The 16,858-nt window shown below is 32.5% G+C and carries 14 protein-coding genes; 1 reads left to right on the top strand and 13 read right to left on the bottom strand.

Going from position 1 to position 16,858, the window contains the following annotated elements; all coding sequences use genetic code 11:
- Window positions 1-4: 4 nt before the first annotated feature.
- From HNP77_RS06905 to htpG, 9 genes are all read right to left on the bottom strand, one after another.
- Window positions 5-691: an ankyrin repeat domain-containing protein gene (locus HNP77_RS06905; protein ID WP_184652446.1), complete on the bottom strand. Its 687-nt coding sequence runs from the start codon at window positions 689-691 to the stop codon at window positions 5-7.
- A 56-nt stretch (window positions 692-747) separates the two neighbouring features.
- Window positions 748-1,743 (bottom strand): NADase-type glycan-binding domain-containing protein, encoded by a 996-nt coding sequence (locus HNP77_RS06900; protein WP_184652445.1) that lies wholly within the window; start codon window positions 1,741-1,743, stop codon window positions 748-750.
- 70 nt (window positions 1,744-1,813) lie between these two features.
- Window positions 1,814-2,791, bottom strand: a complete 978-nt coding sequence (locus HNP77_RS06895; RefSeq protein WP_184652444.1) for an NADase-type glycan-binding domain-containing protein — start codon at window positions 2,789-2,791, stop codon at window positions 1,814-1,816.
- Window positions 2,788-3,525: a leucine-rich repeat domain-containing protein gene (locus HNP77_RS06890; RefSeq protein WP_184652443.1), complete on the bottom strand. Its 738-nt coding sequence runs from the start codon at window positions 3,523-3,525 to the stop codon at window positions 2,788-2,790. Before HNP77_RS06890 ends, HNP77_RS06895 begins: the two co-directional genes overlap by 4 nt.
- Before the next feature lie 5 nt (window positions 3,526-3,530).
- Complete coding sequence (locus HNP77_RS06885; RefSeq protein ID WP_184652442.1) at window positions 3,531-4,097, bottom strand: hypothetical protein; 567 nt, start codon at window positions 4,095-4,097, stop codon at window positions 3,531-3,533.
- 173 nt (window positions 4,098-4,270) lie between these two features.
- Window positions 4,271-4,948 carry an SH3 domain-containing protein gene (locus HNP77_RS06880; RefSeq protein WP_184652441.1) on the bottom strand — a complete coding sequence of 226 codons (678 nt, stop codon included), beginning with the start codon at window positions 4,946-4,948 and terminating at the stop codon, window positions 4,271-4,273.
- A complete protein-coding gene (locus HNP77_RS06875) occupies window positions 4,945-5,955 on the bottom strand; it encodes an NADase-type glycan-binding domain-containing protein (RefSeq protein WP_184652440.1) in 1,011 nt (336 codons plus the stop codon). Before HNP77_RS06875 ends, HNP77_RS06880 begins: the two co-directional genes overlap by 4 nt.
- 24 nt (window positions 5,956-5,979) lie before the next feature.
- Window positions 5,980-7,176, bottom strand: coding sequence for an NADase-type glycan-binding domain-containing protein (locus HNP77_RS06870; RefSeq protein ID WP_184652439.1), 1,197 nt, complete (start codon window positions 7,174-7,176; stop codon window positions 5,980-5,982).
- Between the two features lie 244 nt (window positions 7,177-7,420).
- The gene (htpG, locus tag HNP77_RS06865) at window positions 7,421-9,385 is read right to left on the bottom strand and encodes a molecular chaperone HtpG (RefSeq protein ID WP_184652438.1); all 1,965 of its coding nucleotides are present in this window, start codon (window positions 9,383-9,385) and stop codon (window positions 7,421-7,423) included.
- 171 nt (window positions 9,386-9,556) lie between these two features.
- On the opposite strand from htpG, the gene HNP77_RS06860 reads away from it, so the two are divergent.
- Window positions 9,557-10,081 (top strand): nitroreductase, encoded by a 525-nt coding sequence (locus tag HNP77_RS06860; RefSeq protein WP_184652437.1) that lies wholly within the window; start codon window positions 9,557-9,559, stop codon window positions 10,079-10,081.
- A 6-nt stretch (window positions 10,082-10,087) separates the two neighbouring features.
- On the opposite strand, the gene HNP77_RS06855 is transcribed toward HNP77_RS06860, so the two are convergent.
- From HNP77_RS06855 to HNP77_RS06840, 4 genes are all read right to left on the bottom strand, one after another.
- A complete protein-coding gene (locus tag HNP77_RS06855; RefSeq protein ID WP_221266537.1) occupies window positions 10,088-13,354 on the bottom strand; it encodes a type I restriction endonuclease subunit R in 3,267 nt (1,088 codons plus the stop codon).
- Window positions 13,355-13,512: 158 nt separating this feature from the next.
- On the bottom strand, window positions 13,513-14,100 hold the full coding sequence (locus HNP77_RS06850) for a restriction endonuclease subunit S (protein WP_184652435.1): 588 nt from the start codon (window positions 14,098-14,100) through the stop codon (window positions 13,513-13,515).
- Between the two features lie 303 nt (window positions 14,101-14,403).
- Window positions 14,404-15,396 (bottom strand): site-specific tyrosine recombinase/integron integrase, encoded by a 993-nt coding sequence (xerA, locus tag HNP77_RS06845; RefSeq protein WP_184652434.1) that lies wholly within the window; start codon window positions 15,394-15,396, stop codon window positions 14,404-14,406.
- Window positions 15,397-15,461: 65 nt separating this feature from the next.
- Complete coding sequence (locus HNP77_RS06840; RefSeq protein WP_184652433.1) at window positions 15,462-16,841, bottom strand: KAP family P-loop NTPase fold protein; 1,380 nt, start codon at window positions 16,839-16,841, stop codon at window positions 15,462-15,464.
- Window positions 16,842-16,858: the final 17 nt, after the last annotated feature.

Below are 16,858 nucleotides of genomic sequence, written 5' to 3'. Positions count from 1 at the left end.
TTAATTAATATGAATCATTCAGTCCTTTTATTCTAATTCCAAGTTCATTTGCACACCACAGAGCATCATATCCTTCTAAGTCCGCAACTGTTGTATCTGCACCTTGTAAAATTAAATACTCTGCTACTTCAATATTCCCACGGCAAACCGAAATTAAAAATGGAGTTGCATTTTCATTCGTCCGTGAATTTATATCAGCTCCATGTTCAACCAGAAACTTTACTACTTGTAAGTTTCCATAACCACAAGCGGTATACAGCGGAGTTTCTCCATCTTCATCTTTTTCATTTATATCAATTGCTCCATCTGCCATTAGTTTAATTAATTCCATATTACTTGAGCTGCATATAATTATACCTAAGGGAGGATTCAGATTCTTAGTTTGTGCTCCTTTTGAAATTAAATATTGAATGTTTTCCGGTTCCTCCCTGTAAGCAAAAGTATGAATAATATTTCCTAAGCCAGAAGGTGTCTTTGCATTTACATCAGTACCTTTTGCTATGAGAAAATCGGCAATATCATAATTTTTTCCAACTAAAGCTACTTCCAATGGATTATACATTTTTAATTTTTCATAGCCAAAATCTTCAAGAGCAATTTTTCCAAACTTCCGATAATACAATTCAACGGTCTTTAAATTTCCTTCAAGTAAAGAAACCCTATATTCATCAACATCATAGGTAACCGACATCTTCCGGTTACACGAAACTAGAGAAAACACTGCCAGTAATACTATTAATCTTTGCATCATTTAATTTTATCAATTGTAACAGGAAACATCACTGCTGAAATAGCGGTATCCTGCCATTTTTCTCCGGGATATACTTCTTTTATTGTAATACGAAATTTTATTACAGGCTCAGAGAACTGTACGGTTTTGAAATAAACAAAATCTTCAAAATGAATTTTCATTTTTATCTCTTTACCGTCTTCTGTCCACCCTAAGAACTCTGCTTCTTTTATGCGGCTGTTTTCTTTATATAAATGCATCCTGCTTCCATCTACAAAGCCATTTAAAATATAAGTAAGTGCGGATGGCTTATTTAATTCAAACTCTACCCATTCACCGATTCCACAGCCTTCTGCATTTTCAACCCATGGAAAACAATAAGGATTTATTTGATCTGCCGCAAATTCCCCATTTCGAACTAAATACCAGTCTAAATTAATCCCAGAATAATCAAACTCAATACCTTTACTTTTTTCAATTAAATGAGAACTTGAAGAAACTTTTTTGATTGAATCATTATAAACGCTAGAAAAAAATCTAAACTTTTCGCCGTTTTCATATTTTCCATCATAATACAATTCTTCTTTATAACTTTCAGAGCCAATCTCTTCTCTATAAAGAACCATCCCTGGAATTGCAAAAGTATATTCATCTCCAAAAATTACAGGGACCTCTTTTACTGGTTCATGCGAATAGGGTTCATTTGCAATTTTTGCATATAAAAATCCGTCATCCTTTAATACAAACTGCGAAAAAATATCCAAACATTCTGGCAAGTCTAATTCTTCATAATATGGAATCCAGATTTTTTCCGGGAGTTTTAAATATTTATCTTCCACATTATAAACAATTTTTAACTTATTCTTTTGTCTCTGATAAACATTTCCATATTCGTATCCACCCAAAGGCAGACTTTTTTCTGAAATAAAAGAACTCTTTAATTCTGTATGCCAGTCAATACAAAAAATCGGAAAAGTAATAAACATGAATAATAAAGTAATTATTCTTTGCATTCTTTATACTATCTCCATATAGGACCATAAAGTGATTTATTATTTCACTAACATCCCCCAATTATCTTTTCTACTCTTCATATTTTTTATACCGCATGAGATAATCAAAAGAAAGGTTTCTAATTGAGTTTTCATTTAAAAATGAAAAATTTCTAACACCAAACATTTGTACGCATAAATCTTTATATTTATTACCTTCGTAGTAATCTAATATTTCAATGTTAACTGAAGTAACAGGCTCCGGAAATTTTACTTCATGAAAATGAACTGTATCTTCAAATTCTGACTCAACATAAAAATTTGCATCCGGACTGGTTACTCTAATTTTCTTTAACCTTCTGTTTGCTTTATATAAATGTCGTTTATCAGGATGAACATATCCATTCAATATTACAATTGAATTTTGAGCTTCTTTAAAATCCATTTTTATATTCATGCCCACAGGATTTTTTGAAGTTGCCCAGGGCCTGGCACCATAACGGAATAACTGCATTCCCATCTCCCAATCACCAATATAATAATGCTCCATATCATAGGTATCATACTTAATTTGATTTCCGTTGATTTGTTCAATCAGCATATCAGGAACTGTTACGCTTTTTATTATGCTTTTAATCTCATCAAAATAATCATCTAGAGTCGGATTTTTTATTTCTGAATATGAGAGAGTAAAAATGGTTTTAATTTCTTCATCAAAATTTTTTGCTTTTAAAAATGAACTGCCAAAATTAAACTTAGATGGTGACTTTGGGTAATACAAATCTTTGTTCGAGTGATATAAAAAATAATTTGAACCAAAAATTACATAAAGTTTATTTCCACAAATAGTTGAAGAATACCATCCGTCAGGATCAGCAACAAAGTCACTTAATTTTTTTATCTGATACTTAAAATCATATAAAAACCCAACCTGATCATCTATTTTTACAATCATGTTTGGTGTCTTTACTTCAAACTTTTCATCGATGTCAAAAGTAAAGCCCTTAAAAGAAAATATTAATATAACGCTAGAGAGTATAAATTTCTTCAACATGTTCATTTTTTTCATTGAATACAGTTTTCAAAAATCATTTCGCTGTATTTTCCCATATCGATAACATTATCTTTTATCTGTTCATAAATAGGATTATCCCCTAAATAAATATATTCAACAGCAGGACATTTCTCCAGGATTTTTTCAAGTTCATCTTTTTGACAGATATTATTATCTCTTAAACACAATACCTGAAGATTTGGATAAACAACGTTAAAAAATTTTTTGTAATCTGGACAACTTTCCAAATGCAAATCCTTTAACTTTTCAGATAGTTTAATAAACGAATGATTAGTAAAACTACAGTTACTTAATTTCAATTCTGACAATGTATCCATTTTAGAAATACTGTCTATATTATTTATGCTACAGTTATAACAATAAAGAGAATGGTATCCCCTCTCTGCTTTTTTAGAAAATGCAACATCCTCAAATGATTCTATCAGACAATCTGTTAAATCAATAATAATCAGATTTTCAAATTCTTCCAAACCTTTAAAAGAATGAATGTCGATACCATTCAATTCAAAAAGATCTATGCTTTCTTTCTGATCAGACGATAATCTGTCATGTAATTCTTCAAAACTATTTATATCTGTCATACCCAGATGATTAATATCTTCTGTATTTAAACTTCCGGGGTCATTTAATTCAAAACGAGAAGATTCCTCTTTTTTACTGTCATCATTTTTCTTCGTACATGATTCCAGTAAAAAAAATGCTGATAATAAAAATAATATTTTTTTCATATAAATCATTCTTCTCTTTCTAAAATATATACATCTATATCATCAAGATTAAGAGCTATGCGGTCTCTTTTACTGCCATCATAACAAATACTAATCCAGTATCTTAACCTATTAAAATCAGCTACAAGATAATCACTGTTATCATATTTTAACTGTTCTTCCTCTGGAAGATTTTTTGGCAGAAAATATTTATCTACATATAATTCTCCTTCAGAAACTTTTTCTCCTTCAGTTAAAATCGCTGTAAATTTTTCGTTCTCTTTTTTAATTTTAAGTTCAACTGACTCAGTATCACTTTCATTATTCCAGTAGTCTTCATATGCAACTTTTAACCAGGTTCCAACATACCACTCAAAGTCCCGGATTCTTTCACGTGTTTCTACTGCTGCCTGAACTTCTTCTTTTACTTCTGGAACTTCTTTTGTATCAGAGGCTGAAGGTTTAACAGTATCAACTTTTTCTAAAGTTACTTTTTCTGAAACTTCTTTAGAAGACCTGTCTGCTTTTAACTCCCTTTTACCACTACAGCCTGCAAATAATAAAACTAAAAGCAAAATAAATAAACTCTTCATTAATCATTACTCCTTTATCTTCAAAATGTTCTACTTTCAATTACTTTAAAGTAATAAACATGAATAATACAGTAATTATTCTTTGCATATTACCATCCTCCAATTCTTTTTTCTACTCGACACATTCGTTCCATACTTCTCTATCTCACCTGGAAACAATAACTTATAATTCTCTAATTGTAAAAATCCAAATATTTTCCGTAAATCCATCCATCAGGAAAATTATCTGCATCAACCTTAAACCAGTACCACTTTTCTCCATCAATTTCAAAAAGATTTTCTGACTTTTCCTTTATTATTACTTTAGTTCCTTTCTGAAGATTTCCCCATGTTTCACAATCAAGATTCGGATTAAGTCTCAATCTGACATTTGAATCATTAATCATACCAGTATTTTTATTTTTATCCGCCAAAGCAGAAAACCTGACAAGCTTTATCTCTTTAATATTTCCCCAGACATAAAACGATTTTTCATCTTCTGGCTTCAAAAGAATCTCATCATCATTTATAAATTGAATTACAACATTTACAGCCGGAGCTTTTTCTTCTTCAAGATTATTGACTACAGTCATCTTAAAAGTATTATCATTTATCTTTTCACATGCCTGTATGTAGACTGGACCATATCCAAACTTTTGAAATATGAACAATTCATTCTTAATAAAAAAATTTATCGTTACATCATATATGTTTTTAATACCTTCATAATTCAAATAAATCAAATCTGATTCATCTTGCACCCGCTGACAATCTTTCTTTTCAATCCAGCTTCCATACAGACTTGACTTCTCATATGAGAAAACAAAAAATGAATTTATAAATAAAAAAAATAAAAGCAGAGTTTTTTTCATTTACGAATAATTCCTGAGTCGATTAACATTTGCTTTATACGGGACTGCTGTTCTTCAAAAGAAGGTTTAGATGGATCGGTTACAAGAATTGATGATATACATGTATCATCATATTTATCACCCTTATAAACATCTTTTATTGTAATCCGTATGTGATCTGTTTTTTGAGGTAATTTAATTACATTATACTTAACTAAATCTTCTAATTCATATTCTTTTGAAAATTTTGGAGATATACTTTCTATCAGAATCTTTTTTACACGACTATTCTCTTTATATAAATACTGCCGCCTGAAATCAACAAATCCATTTAAGATTTGAAGTTCGTCTGATTTATATTTAAATTCAATATCAAGCCATTCGCCGATTCCATAGCCTTTTACCCCCTCTACCCACGGTGGTGTAATGGAATCATAAGAATAATTCATGGCTTCAATACTTGTTTCAACATAAATTTTATCTTTTACATTTCTTGCAGAATAATTCTCATTTTGTTCCGAAAGAAATGAAGAAGAGTTTATAGAATTTATTCCGTCATCATAAATCCATACACCGCATCCATTTTCTGAAGTAGGACCATATTCTCTAAGACTTGTGTCATATTTTATTTTTTTCCAATACCCTGCTTCCCATTTTTGAAAATCTGTTAAAGATACTTTTTCAATATTTTTATCTTCTGTTTGAAATATTATAATTATCCCTTTCCCTTCCAAAAAATAATCTCTGTATGGAGTACCATCTTCAAGTTTATACGAATAAAACTGATATCCAGAATCATTTCGTTTTGAAAACGTTCTAAAATAATTACCCGGATAATTAATATCCAGTTTTATTGAATTTTTTGTATCATAAGAAGCACAAAATATAACATTAGAATCTTTATAAATAAAATTCTTAGATTGAGCAGGATGAACATAATCAATGTACTCAAAAGGAGAAAAATTAAAATCCTGTGCAACAGCAAGTTGCATTGAAAAAACAATTAATAATAAAAAATACTTTTTCATATAATCACTCCCATAAAAGAATTATCACTTTCCCCAATATTTTAATACTTTAAAAGGCTGTTCCGTAACCGGAATAATACAATTAATGCAGGTATCATTATAATCAGTTCCTTTATAAACTGATTTTATCTTTATTTTGATTTCCTTGCATTCACAATTAAGCAAAGGAATATACTGGGGCTGTGCCGTATCAATTAAAACAACATTATGCTTAAATCCAAAAGACTCCGGATATATAATTTCAATTTCCTTTACGCGGTTATTCTTAAAATATAAATCCTGTCTGTTTTCTCTATAAAAACCATTACAGAAATATAAACCGTTCATATTTTCTGAGCTTTCAATTACAATCTCTTCATCTGTATAATTTAATGAAGGAACCCATGGTGTATTTGAAAATTCTTTCATATTTGAAGCTGAATAAACAGTTGCTCCTTCCTTCAATTCACTTTTTGCAATAAGTGAAAAATCTGAAACCATGCAGTTCTTTGAAGTGCCAACTACTTTTTCAACTGAAAGTAACTGTGGAAAATTTTTTTCCAGCTTTTTATATTCATCCTTGTAAAGACTACGTTCATCTGAAGCATTCATCGTAAGTATGGAATTTTCCAGCGTACAGAAAATACCTTTTGTATAGAAATTGGTAAGTTCATCTTTCTTTAAATAAAAACTCAAAGGCTCATTTTTCTTATCAGTCACAAACAACCTTTGAAGTGCATCTTCATATCTTTCAGAAGCAGAAGAAATCATTGATCTAATTAATCCGCTGTACGTAATTTTTGACCCGACAGTAACCTTACTTAAGTTAAAATCAAAACAGATGATAAATATACTTGTTTTAATATCACAATAATCAAAAAAGCATAACATATTCAGTCTGTTTTCTTCAGGATAAAATATAATTTCTAAAGTTGCGTTTTCGCTAAAGTAATCGTTAGTGTCAATTAAATTAGAAAGCTTATAGGACAATTCTTTTTTGTTTTTTGTAATCGTTATCAGATAATCATTATTTTTGATATCTGCAGTCCAGTAAACTTGATAATCTGTGTTCTGCTTAAAAAAAGCAGGACCAGGGTCTCTTTCTCCCATTTCACCAAAAAATTCGTCCCTGAAATTCCAACTTATGATATAATCTGTATTCTCAAGTGGTTTTGAACCTGCTGCCATAGCTAAAATGCTGGACATTACAAAAACATAGAACGTTATCAGTTTTCTTTTCATTTTTCTCCATATCTAAATTAATTTTCCCAGCGGGTAATAACTGCAGTGATGCAGGTATCATCCCACTTGTTTCATTAACTTGCCTCATAAAATAATTTCAATACTGTCTTAAGATAACATTTTTTTCTTTTACTGCATAGGAAGTTTTTAAGTTTTGAAAACAGTTGATTTTAAATAAAAAAACAGCCTTCCCGGTAAAAATACCAGAAAGGCTGCTGCATTAAATAGCTTTATCTTTTATTCATTATTTAATCAAAGCATTAAGTGCGTTTACAAATGCGGCCGGATCTTTAAGTTCCTCACCGCTGATAAGAAGTGCCTGATCAAGAAGAACTTCACTGAGCTGTGCAGTAACTGTTTCATCAGCAGCTTCTATCTTTTTAACAACCGGATGATCTGCATTTACTTCAAGAATCGGTTTTACAAAGTTACCGTTGCCCTGACCCATTGCACGCATCATGCGTTCCATCTGAAGAGACGGATCATTTTCATCAATAACAATGCAGCTCGGGCTGTCAGAAAGACGCTTACTCAAAACAACATCCTTTACCCTGTCACCCAAAGCCTTCTTGATTTTTTCCTGAACAGGCTTAAATGCTTCTTCCTTCTTTTTAGCTTCTTCTTTATCTACGCCAAGTTCTTCATCACTGCCTGCACGATTTACTGACTTAAGCTCGTAGTCCTTATATTTGCCGTAAGCCGGAATAACGATGTCATCAATTTCATCAGCACAGATAAGAACTTCAAAGCCCTTCTTCTTGTAAGCTTCAAGAAGCGGAGATGTACGAAGATTCTTTTCATCACGACCGGTAATATAATAAATAGCTTTCTGATCAGCCTTCATGCGTCCGACATATTCAGCAAAACTTGTCCATTTATTATCACCAGTTCCTTCTTCTGCCGTACTCTTAAAGCGAACGATTTCTGCAATTTCATCACGATTACCAAAGTCAGAATAAAGACCTTCCTTCATAGGACGATTGAACTGACTTACAAAAGTATTCCATTTTTCAATCTTAGCTTTTTCTTCATCAGTTGGTTTTTCTGCCTTAGCGGCCTTTGCAGCATCTTCACCCAGCTTCTTGAATTCACCAAGGAGTTTTTTTACAGACTGTGTCTTTATTGCATCAAGAATTCTGTTCTGCTGAAGAATCTCACGGCTTACGTTAAGAGGCAAATCTTCAGAATCAATAACACCACGAACAAATCTAAGGTAAGCAGGCAAAAGTTCACGATCATCATCAGTAATGAATACGCGCTTTACATAAAGTTTTACGCCGCTCTTATAATCTGCCTGGTACATATCAAACGGTGCTGTCTTAGGAACATAGAACAGTGTTGTATATTCCTGAGTTCCTTCTGCATGAGTGTGAATGTGAAGAAGAGGATCTGTTCCGTCGTGTGCAAGAGTCTTGTAGAAAGTATTGTAATCTTCTTCTTTAAGTTCACTCTTTGATCTTTTCCACAAAGCACTTGCAGAGTTTACCTGCTCAATTTTATTTTCGCTTCCATCTGCTTTTCCGTCTTTATCATACTTTGTCTGTGTATAATGGAGGAAAATCGGGAATGCAATATGATTGGAATATTTCTTGATTAATTCATCAATCTTCCAGCGGGAAGCATAATCTTTTGAATCATCATTAAGATGCATTTCAATTGCAGTACCAAAAGTTTCTGTCTTATCAAAACCATACTGTTTTGCAGCATCACTGTTTACATCAAGCTCTTCAATTTCGTAAGCATTTGTTCCGTCTGAAGACCAGTGCCAGGCTTTTCCGTCACCGCCGGCCTTGCGGGTGTAAACATCAATTTTATTTGCAGCCATGAATGCTGAATAAAAGCCGACACCAAACTGACCGATTAAATCTGAATTATTATTTCCGCTCTGAGAAAGCTGTTCAATAAAAGCCTTGGTTCCTGAACGTGCAATAGTACCAAGATTGTCTCCAAGGTCTTTTTCATCCATACCGATACCGCAATCCTGTACGGTAAGAGTGTTCTTTCCTTCATCAAATGTTATATCGATTTTTGGATCAAAATTAATATTCTTGAATTTATCATCCGAAACAGTCAGATATTTAAGTTTATCAAGGGCATCACTTGCATTAGATACGATTTCGCGTAAAAAAATGTCCTTATTAGAATACATTGAATGAATGATTAATTTTAAAAGCTGATTTACTTCAGTCTGAAACTGATATTTTGCCATTTCTTTCAACCTCGTATTTGAATATCTTTTTAATAAAATATACTGATTTTTTTTCCAAGGAGCAAATTTTTTTATTGATGCAACCACTTTTTACAGCCTTACTCTATTAATAACGACCTGTTTATTGACAGAGAACACATTTACATTGTATACAATTATATAGGAGGCATTATGTCTGATATTTTAAATGAACTTATTTCAAGAAGAAGCTGCCGTTCTTACAAAGACCAGCTTATAACCAAAGAAGAACTTGATAAAATCCTGACCGCAGGTAAATATGCAGCAAGCGGCAAAGGAAAACAGGCAACTATTATTATAAGCGTAACTTCAAGAGAATTACGTGACAGACTTTCAAAAATGAATGCAGCTGTTTTAGGCAATCCGGAATTTGATCCTTTCTATGGTGCTCCGCAGCTCCTTATAGTTCTTGCTCAGAAAGATTTTCCAACAGCAGTCTATGACGGTTCACTTGTAATGGGAAACATGATGGCAGAAGCCTCTTCTTTAGGAATAGGTAACTGCTGGATTCACCGTGCAAAAGAAGAATTCGAATCAGACGAAGGTAAGAAAATTCTTAAAGATCTTGGAATTGAAGGTGAATGGGAAGGAATCGCCCACCTGATTTTAGGCTACCCTGCTTCCGCAGAACTTCCTAAAGCAGCCCCAAGAAAAGAGAATTTTGTATATACGGCTTAACAAAAACTATGCCACTTCCCGAGCATTCATGTTTATACTACGAACAACAGCGAAAATCCTGTTCTGAGCTTCAGTTCCAAAAACAGTAAAAAGTTTTGGACGGTCAAATGGTGCTCGGCCTTTCATTAAGGCATCCACATTAATTTCACCCTGTTCCACGATAATGTTTATAAGACGCTGAACAAATTCAATCTGAAGATTATTCATGTTGGCATCATTAATAAATTCTGCAAAATAATTATTTATTGCATCTTTATCCATCTTTGTAGCCCAGCGAATAAAAATTCCTAAGCTTCTGCCCTCACTCAGCTCATTAAACATTTTTTCATTACCAAGCTCTTCCTTGAAAATATGATTAAGGCTGTCAAAGTCATTCTTTGTAAGCGGCTGATTTGTACGTAACTTATTTATAGATTCATCTTTCATATGTTCAGAAAGATAGGCATCAACTTTCTTTTTATATTCCTCAAAGTTATCTGCAGGCGTTGGATTTTGTGCACCGGCAGGGACATCCACTGTTATTACTGTATCATCATAATCGACAAAAATAGGATCATATCTGTTATCTACAGAAAATTGTGCAAGATCGCGAATCTCTTTACGAATTTCTTCATAATCAACAACATTTAAGTCATCATAATAAGAATTAACAGAAAGATGCTGCAATCTTGGTAAATGATCTCTCACTGCTTTAATTGAAGCTTTAGTTAAAAGTTTTTCTGCAACAACTTTTATCTTTGAGCGATAAAAACTTATGGATTGCTTTGATAATTGCGCTTCCATTATTCCATAACAGAAATTGTCAAAGCCTTTTGCATACTGGTCTAGTTCTCCGTTGAAAACAAGTGGAGCAATGTACTTTGTAAGATTCATTACATCTTCATCGGTCAGACATTCAAAGCTCTTTTCATTTTGAAATTTAAGGACATGCTTCAAAACAAGATGAACAGGTGTAAGCGATGTATTTAATGCGGAAATCTGAGCATGAACTTCGTTTACAAGCTGGTCACGGTAAGTAAGAAAGAGATTTTGAGATTCCGAATCAAGTTCGGAATGACATAAATTTTTTGAATCCTGCAACAGTTTTATTACTGAACACTTATGAGCAAAAATTCTTTCGCTTACAGATTTTCCAGAAGCACCTTCTATGCCGTTTTTTTCTTCACGGAAGAATTCAAAGTTTCTTAGATAATCAAAAATATAGAAATACTTTTTTCCAACATAAGAACCTGTTTCATCCGTACATACAAGATTTTGAGCAAGACGAGTTCCACGTCCTATCATCTGCCAGAACTTTATCTTACTTCGAATCTTTTTATAGAAAACAAGATTTACAACTTCAGGAATATCAACACCAGTATCAAGCATATCAACACTTACAGCAATTTGTAACTGAGAATCTGATTTCTTGAATTCTTTGATTGTGGATTTTACTTTTGAATCATCGCAGACAATTCTCTGACACATCTTACCTTTATACTGCGGCCAGAATTTATCAAAAGTGTCTACAATGTGCTGGGCGTGATTTTTGTTGTAAGCAAAGATGATTGTCTTACCAAGTTTATCACCGCCACCAGTTTTAATTCCTTTTGTCATTAAGTCTTCAAGAACCTGGCGAGTTGTATCTTCATTGAATACATATTCGTTAATTGCCTTTGGAGGAATCTCCTCAAAAGGTTCTTCGCTTTCTTCTTCCTGTCGGCGGACCTTCTCTAAATCTTCTTCGCTAAGATTATCTTTGTTGATTCCTTCATCAAGGAATGTTGAAGTCTTTTCAATTGCATGATATGGAACCAGATAATTAGCCGCAACAGCAGTTTCATATTCATAAACATCAGTTGGAACATCATCCTGAAGTTCAAAGAATTCAAAAGTTGATTTATCTACATCACGACGAGGTGTTGCCGTAAGTCCTACAAGATATGCATCAAAGTATTCAAAGATTGCCCGGTATTTCTTAAAGATGGAACGATGAGCCTCATCAATGATAATCAAATCAAAATGAGCCGGAGTAAATGTACGGTTTCCGTCTTTATTTTTCTCAGTATCAATAGCATTTAAGATAGTTGGATATGTACTGAATACGATTCGTGCACCTTTGTTTTCTGCTTTGTCTTTTGCATCCAGAAGATTGCAGACAGTAACATCCGGACAATTTTCACGGAAAGCATCGTAAGCCTGTTCAACAAGCTGAATACGGTCTGCAAGAAAGAGCACGTTTGAAACATAATGAGCACGACTCAATACATCAACAATGCTGATTGCGGTTCTTGTCTTGCCGGTTCCAGTTGCCATAACAAGCAGGAACTTGCGGATTTTCTTTTCCATCTCAGCGCAGATTGAGCGGATTGCCTTCATCTGATATGGACGGCCAGAAATTTCTGTATTGATTTTTACACTGTTCAAATCACAAAGAAAATTCCGTCTATCCATAAGTTTCTGTAAATCAGCCATCGCAAAAATCATGCTTACAGAACGAGGTGCATACTGACTGTCATCCCAGAAGAAGGTCTCAAAGCCATTAGTATAGAAGATAAATGGACGTCGATTGAACTTTCGTTCAAGACAATCTGCATATAAAACAGCCTGCTGCTTACCAACATTCGGATCTTTTGTAGTTTTCTTTGCTTCAACAACGGCAAGCGGAGAACCATCTTTCCCAAACAAGACATAATCTATATAACCTGTCTTTCCGGGAATGCCTTCCATATCATCAACTTTGTATTCCTCAATAACCTGAACCTGATCTATTCGCCATCCAAGAGTTTTAAGATCTTCGTCAATGAACATCTTTCTTGTCTGGAATTCAGTTAAATCTTCAACCTTAAGTTCAGGCTTATTAGACGGATGATCCTTATTATTTTGAATAGCAGAAAGTGCTTCTGCAAGCTGCTTTTTTAATTCTTCGATTGTATTATCTTTTGATTCAATCTCATCCTTGTATTTTTGCAGTTCATCCTGAGAAGGCTTTTTAATGGCAACTATAACTTTGTTTTTAGGAATTGCATCTTCACTAAATGTACGCTGTTTATAATCAGCCCCATAAGTGTAATCAAGCCAGTTTAAGAAATTGAAAAGAGCCTTTAGAGAAAGAAGTACATATTTCTTTTCTACAGAAAGAGTATCATGAACGCCTGAATTACCAACTTTGATAACAAGCTGCATGTCGTGACGAATATTTGAAGGAACAGCATTTACAAAACTTGATTCATGAACAAGAACTTGAATGGAATCGTCATAAGGTTTATGTAAATCCGGATCAACTGAATACATCCATTTTACAGCCTGCTCCAAAGATTTACGCGCAGCAAAAGCAGCAAAAACAGTATTTTTGTTATATTGAAGTTCTGCCTAAATGGCCATCTGGCTAAAGGCGAAATAATTTTTATCATAAGTCAAGAAATCAAAGTTTGCCATAAACTGCTTTCCTTTTAAGATAACTTTTCTTTATTGTACAACCTTTTTAGGCTATTTGCTATTTCAAATTTTGATTTGTCGATTTGTTGAACGAAGGTTGCAAAGTCGTTTTGGAGTTCAATTTGAGGGACTGGTATATCTAGATTTGATAAAATTTGTTGATTAAGATTTTGAATATTAGCACCTCGTCCAGCCATATTTTTTCTTGTGTTTGGTATTTTTAGAAATTGAAGTAAAAATAAATGATTAATTGAATCTGTTGAAAGTCTGAATCGAATACAGAATCCACTAAAAGTTGTTAATACTCGAGGATGTACAAGAACACTTCTTCCAACAAGTTCTTTATTTCCATTTGAACGAACAAAAACTATATCATTGTCTTTTAATAAGTATTCTTCCGAAGGTTTCTCATTTAGTGAGATAACTGGAAGCTTTTCACAATTTGAAATTACAGCATTATCCTTAAAATCTCCGACACCAAGGCAATTTATTTCAAAGCCATTGTCTTCATAACTGAAGTTCATTCCATTTTTACATAAACCAAGATTACCTAGTTTTTCAACTTTCCATTTTCCGTTTTCAATTGGATTATCCCCAAACATCTCGATAAATCGGGATTTATCTTTCTGATTATTTTTGATATATTGATATTACAAATAGACCTTATTTGGGGTTTTCAGTAAGCTCTGTGACTATCATTCTAGCAACCCTTACATTCCTTTTTCATACGGTATGTGATAAGGAGCTTTGGATGAATTTAGTTGATTTTATTATAGTAATATGGGGACTGTGTTTTTCTTGTGGGATGCCCGGGTTGCTAGAAAGAATCTGAGACTTCTGGAACCCGAAACAAATAATGCGTATTCACAGTTGGAGAGTTCAACTCTCTCCCATTCCTACCTTTTTTAACTTAGATACTTTTTATGTGAATTTTTCACATTTTGCTGGTCTACAATGGCATATTCCATAGTTGTATCAATCTTTTGGTGACCTAAAAGCTTCTGAACCTGCTCAATTGGCATGCCTTTGTCGATTGCACGTGTAGCCAAAGTACGCCTGAATTTGTGCGGATGAACTTTATTAATATCTAGACTTCTGCCGAGTTTCCTAAGCATTATTTCAACACCAGCAATTTCAAGTCTGTTATGAGGTTCAAGAAGGCTTACAAATAAAGCTTCATTTTCATCAGTTCTGGAATTTAAATAATTCTGTAAATGCAGCTTAGTTCTGGCATCAAAATATACAACTCGTTCCTTTGAGCCTTTACCAAGTACAACACATTCCCGGTTTACAAAATCAACATCAACTCTATTTAGTTTTACAAGTTCTCCAACACGCATACCTGTAGAAGCAAGCATATCAATCAGGGCTAAATCACGAATAGTTTTGCAGTTATCCCGGAGTCTTTCCAATGCTTCATCAGAGTAAGTCTCTTTTACCTGCTTCATAGTCTTTATTTTATGAATGCGACGGACAGGGCTTTTTAGGATGTAATCTTCATCCTCAAGCCAGGTAAAAAAGCTGGAAAGAATACGGCGAATATTATCAATTGTCTGCTTTGAAGCATCGTTTTTTTTCTGATACTCACTCAAATAAACACGTAAATCTTCTGTTTCTATCTGATTAAATGGTTTTACAAGTGATTTTATCAGGTTATCTAAAGTTGAACTGTAATAGTTTACAGAACGTTCCGAACAACCTTCAACTTGCTTAGCCGAAAGAAATTCTTCTTTCAAAATTTGATTAGATTTGCTTTGAATAAGATTCTCTTTGCCTAAGGCAACAACATCCACGTTAAAAAAACAATGCTCAAGGACTTCACTAAGTTTCTGTCTTTGAGCATTGTTCAGTACACCAGACATTTCGGTCTGGATTTGATTAATTAATGTCTTTTTCATTATAAGCTCCTTAATTCGAGCCTATAATGGATTTTCAGATTATGGATAATAATAATGCTTATGAATCAAACATCTAGACTTTTATAAAGTTCAACAAAATTGTTAAGAAAATTCAGACTATTATTATAAAACTCTTGTTCCCATGCAATTGAATATTCCTGTATTTTTTGTACTTCAAGATTTTTTAACAAATTGCATATTACATATTCAATAGATGCTTCATAAAAACCTTCATATCCATGGCTTTTATGTTTTACAGAATGACAGTGTCTAAGATTCTCAAAATAAGGAGATAGAAATTCTGAATTTTCAAATAAAGGTGAAATTATAATAGAATGAGTTTCATTATCATAAAATGGAGAGATATTATAAATATTTATTTCAAAATAAAAACAATACACCAATAATAATTCTACATATAAAATCGAATAATCCAGCATTTCGTCTTTTTCATTTAGTATAGAATTTACGAGTTTTATCTTCTCAAGAACATTCTCTCTTTCTCGCATATTAATATTTGGAAGTATAAATCTAAAAGCAATTTCAATATCGAAATTATCTGTAAATATAAAATCAAAATTCTCAAATATAGACTTATTCTGATTAATAAAATTTTGATTTAGATTTCCTGGTAAAAGTTTAATACTAAAAGAAATAAATTTCTTAAGATATTCTTTCGGCTCTATTTCCGAGCCATAAACTTTCTTAATAGTTTCATTCACCTGGTTCCTGTTGATGGTATATATTATTTGTAGATTATTTACATTTTGTGTTAGATGATGCATCCGCTCCAGAACTTTTATTGAATAATTAGGTAGGCATCTATCTAATTCGTCTACTAGAAGAATAATAGTTTTATCTTTAGTTATTTTTTTTAATCCGATAACAATTTTTTTCATTAATTCTTCTAAGTCAATATATGGATTTAAATTCTTTTTTTGATTTTTTTCTTCATTTTCTTTTTTATCTAATTCTTTCTTATACTTATTTGTTTTATAAATAAATAACCTGCCAAAAATTGAAAAAGAAGGATTGACTGTTACAAAGGAAATAATATCTAAAATTGGATAAACCAATTCATTTGCTAAAATTTTCATAGAATCTGTAAACATCTTTTTATGTTCTTCATTTACCCTAAAAAAAGAGTTTTCAGCATTAACTTGATTTTTTAAGCTAAGTATTAAAGATAATAATGGTTCATCGTAATAATCATATTCCCAAGGATTAAATTTCAAGACACAATATTTCCCACCAGCGATATCAATATCTTGCATATCATAAAGTTCGGAAGCAAGTTTATTTATTAACCAACTTTTACCACAGCCCCATTCACCTTCAATAGCAAAGGAAACTGTATTATTTTTCCTTTTAGAGATTTTTTCTATTATATTAATAATCTGCTTAATATCGTCTTCTCGACTTAATAAATCAACATATTCTTGCATAATTTATATATATACCT

It is taken from the genome of Treponema rectale (assembly GCF_014202035.1).
Taxonomy (GTDB): Bacteria; Spirochaetota; Spirochaetia; order Treponematales; family Treponemataceae; genus Treponema_D; species Treponema_D rectale.
This window is presented reverse-complemented; position numbering and strand designations above follow the sequence as displayed.

Bases quoted from the DNA above. Each gene is read 5' to 3' on its own strand.
- HNP77_RS06905 (WP_184652446.1), bottom strand. From the start codon at position 691: ATGTCGGTTACCTATGATGTTGATGAATATAGGGTTTCTTTACTTGAA.
- HNP77_RS06900 (WP_184652445.1), bottom strand. From the start codon at position 1,743: ATGCAAAGAATAATTACTTTATTATTCATGTTTATTACTTTTCCGATT.
- HNP77_RS06895 (WP_184652444.1), bottom strand. From the start codon at position 2,791: ATGAAAAAAATGAACATGTTGAAGAAATTTATACTCTCTAGCGTTATA.
- HNP77_RS06890 (WP_184652443.1), bottom strand. From the start codon at position 3,525: ATGAAAAAAATATTATTTTTATTATCAGCATTTTTTTTACTGGAATCA.
- HNP77_RS06885 (WP_184652442.1), bottom strand. From the start codon at position 4,097: ATGAAGAGTTTATTTATTTTGCTTTTAGTTTTATTATTTGCAGGCTGT.
- HNP77_RS06880 (WP_184652441.1), bottom strand. From the start codon at position 4,948: ATGAAAAAAACTCTGCTTTTATTTTTTTTATTTATAAATTCATTTTTT.
- HNP77_RS06875 (WP_184652440.1), bottom strand. From the start codon at position 5,955: ATGAAAAAGTATTTTTTATTATTAATTGTTTTTTCAATGCAACTTGCT.
- HNP77_RS06870 (WP_184652439.1), bottom strand. From the start codon at position 7,176: ATGAAAAGAAAACTGATAACGTTCTATGTTTTTGTAATGTCCAGCATT.
- htpG (WP_184652438.1), bottom strand. From the start codon at position 9,385: ATGGCAAAATATCAGTTTCAGACTGAAGTAAATCAGCTTTTAAAATTA.
- HNP77_RS06860 (WP_184652437.1), top strand. From the start codon at position 9,557: ATGTCTGATATTTTAAATGAACTTATTTCAAGAAGAAGCTGCCGTTCT.
- HNP77_RS06855 (WP_221266537.1), bottom strand. From the start codon at position 13,354: ATGTATTCAGTTGATCCGGATTTACATAAACCTTATGACGATTCCATT.
- HNP77_RS06850 (WP_184652435.1), bottom strand. From the start codon at position 14,100: ATGTTTGGGGATAATCCAATTGAAAACGGAAAATGGAAAGTTGAAAAA.
- xerA (WP_184652434.1), bottom strand. From the start codon at position 15,396: ATGAAAAAGACATTAATTAATCAAATCCAGACCGAAATGTCTGGTGTA.
- HNP77_RS06840 (WP_184652433.1), bottom strand. From the start codon at position 16,841: ATGCAAGAATATGTTGATTTATTAAGTCGAGAAGACGATATTAAGCAG.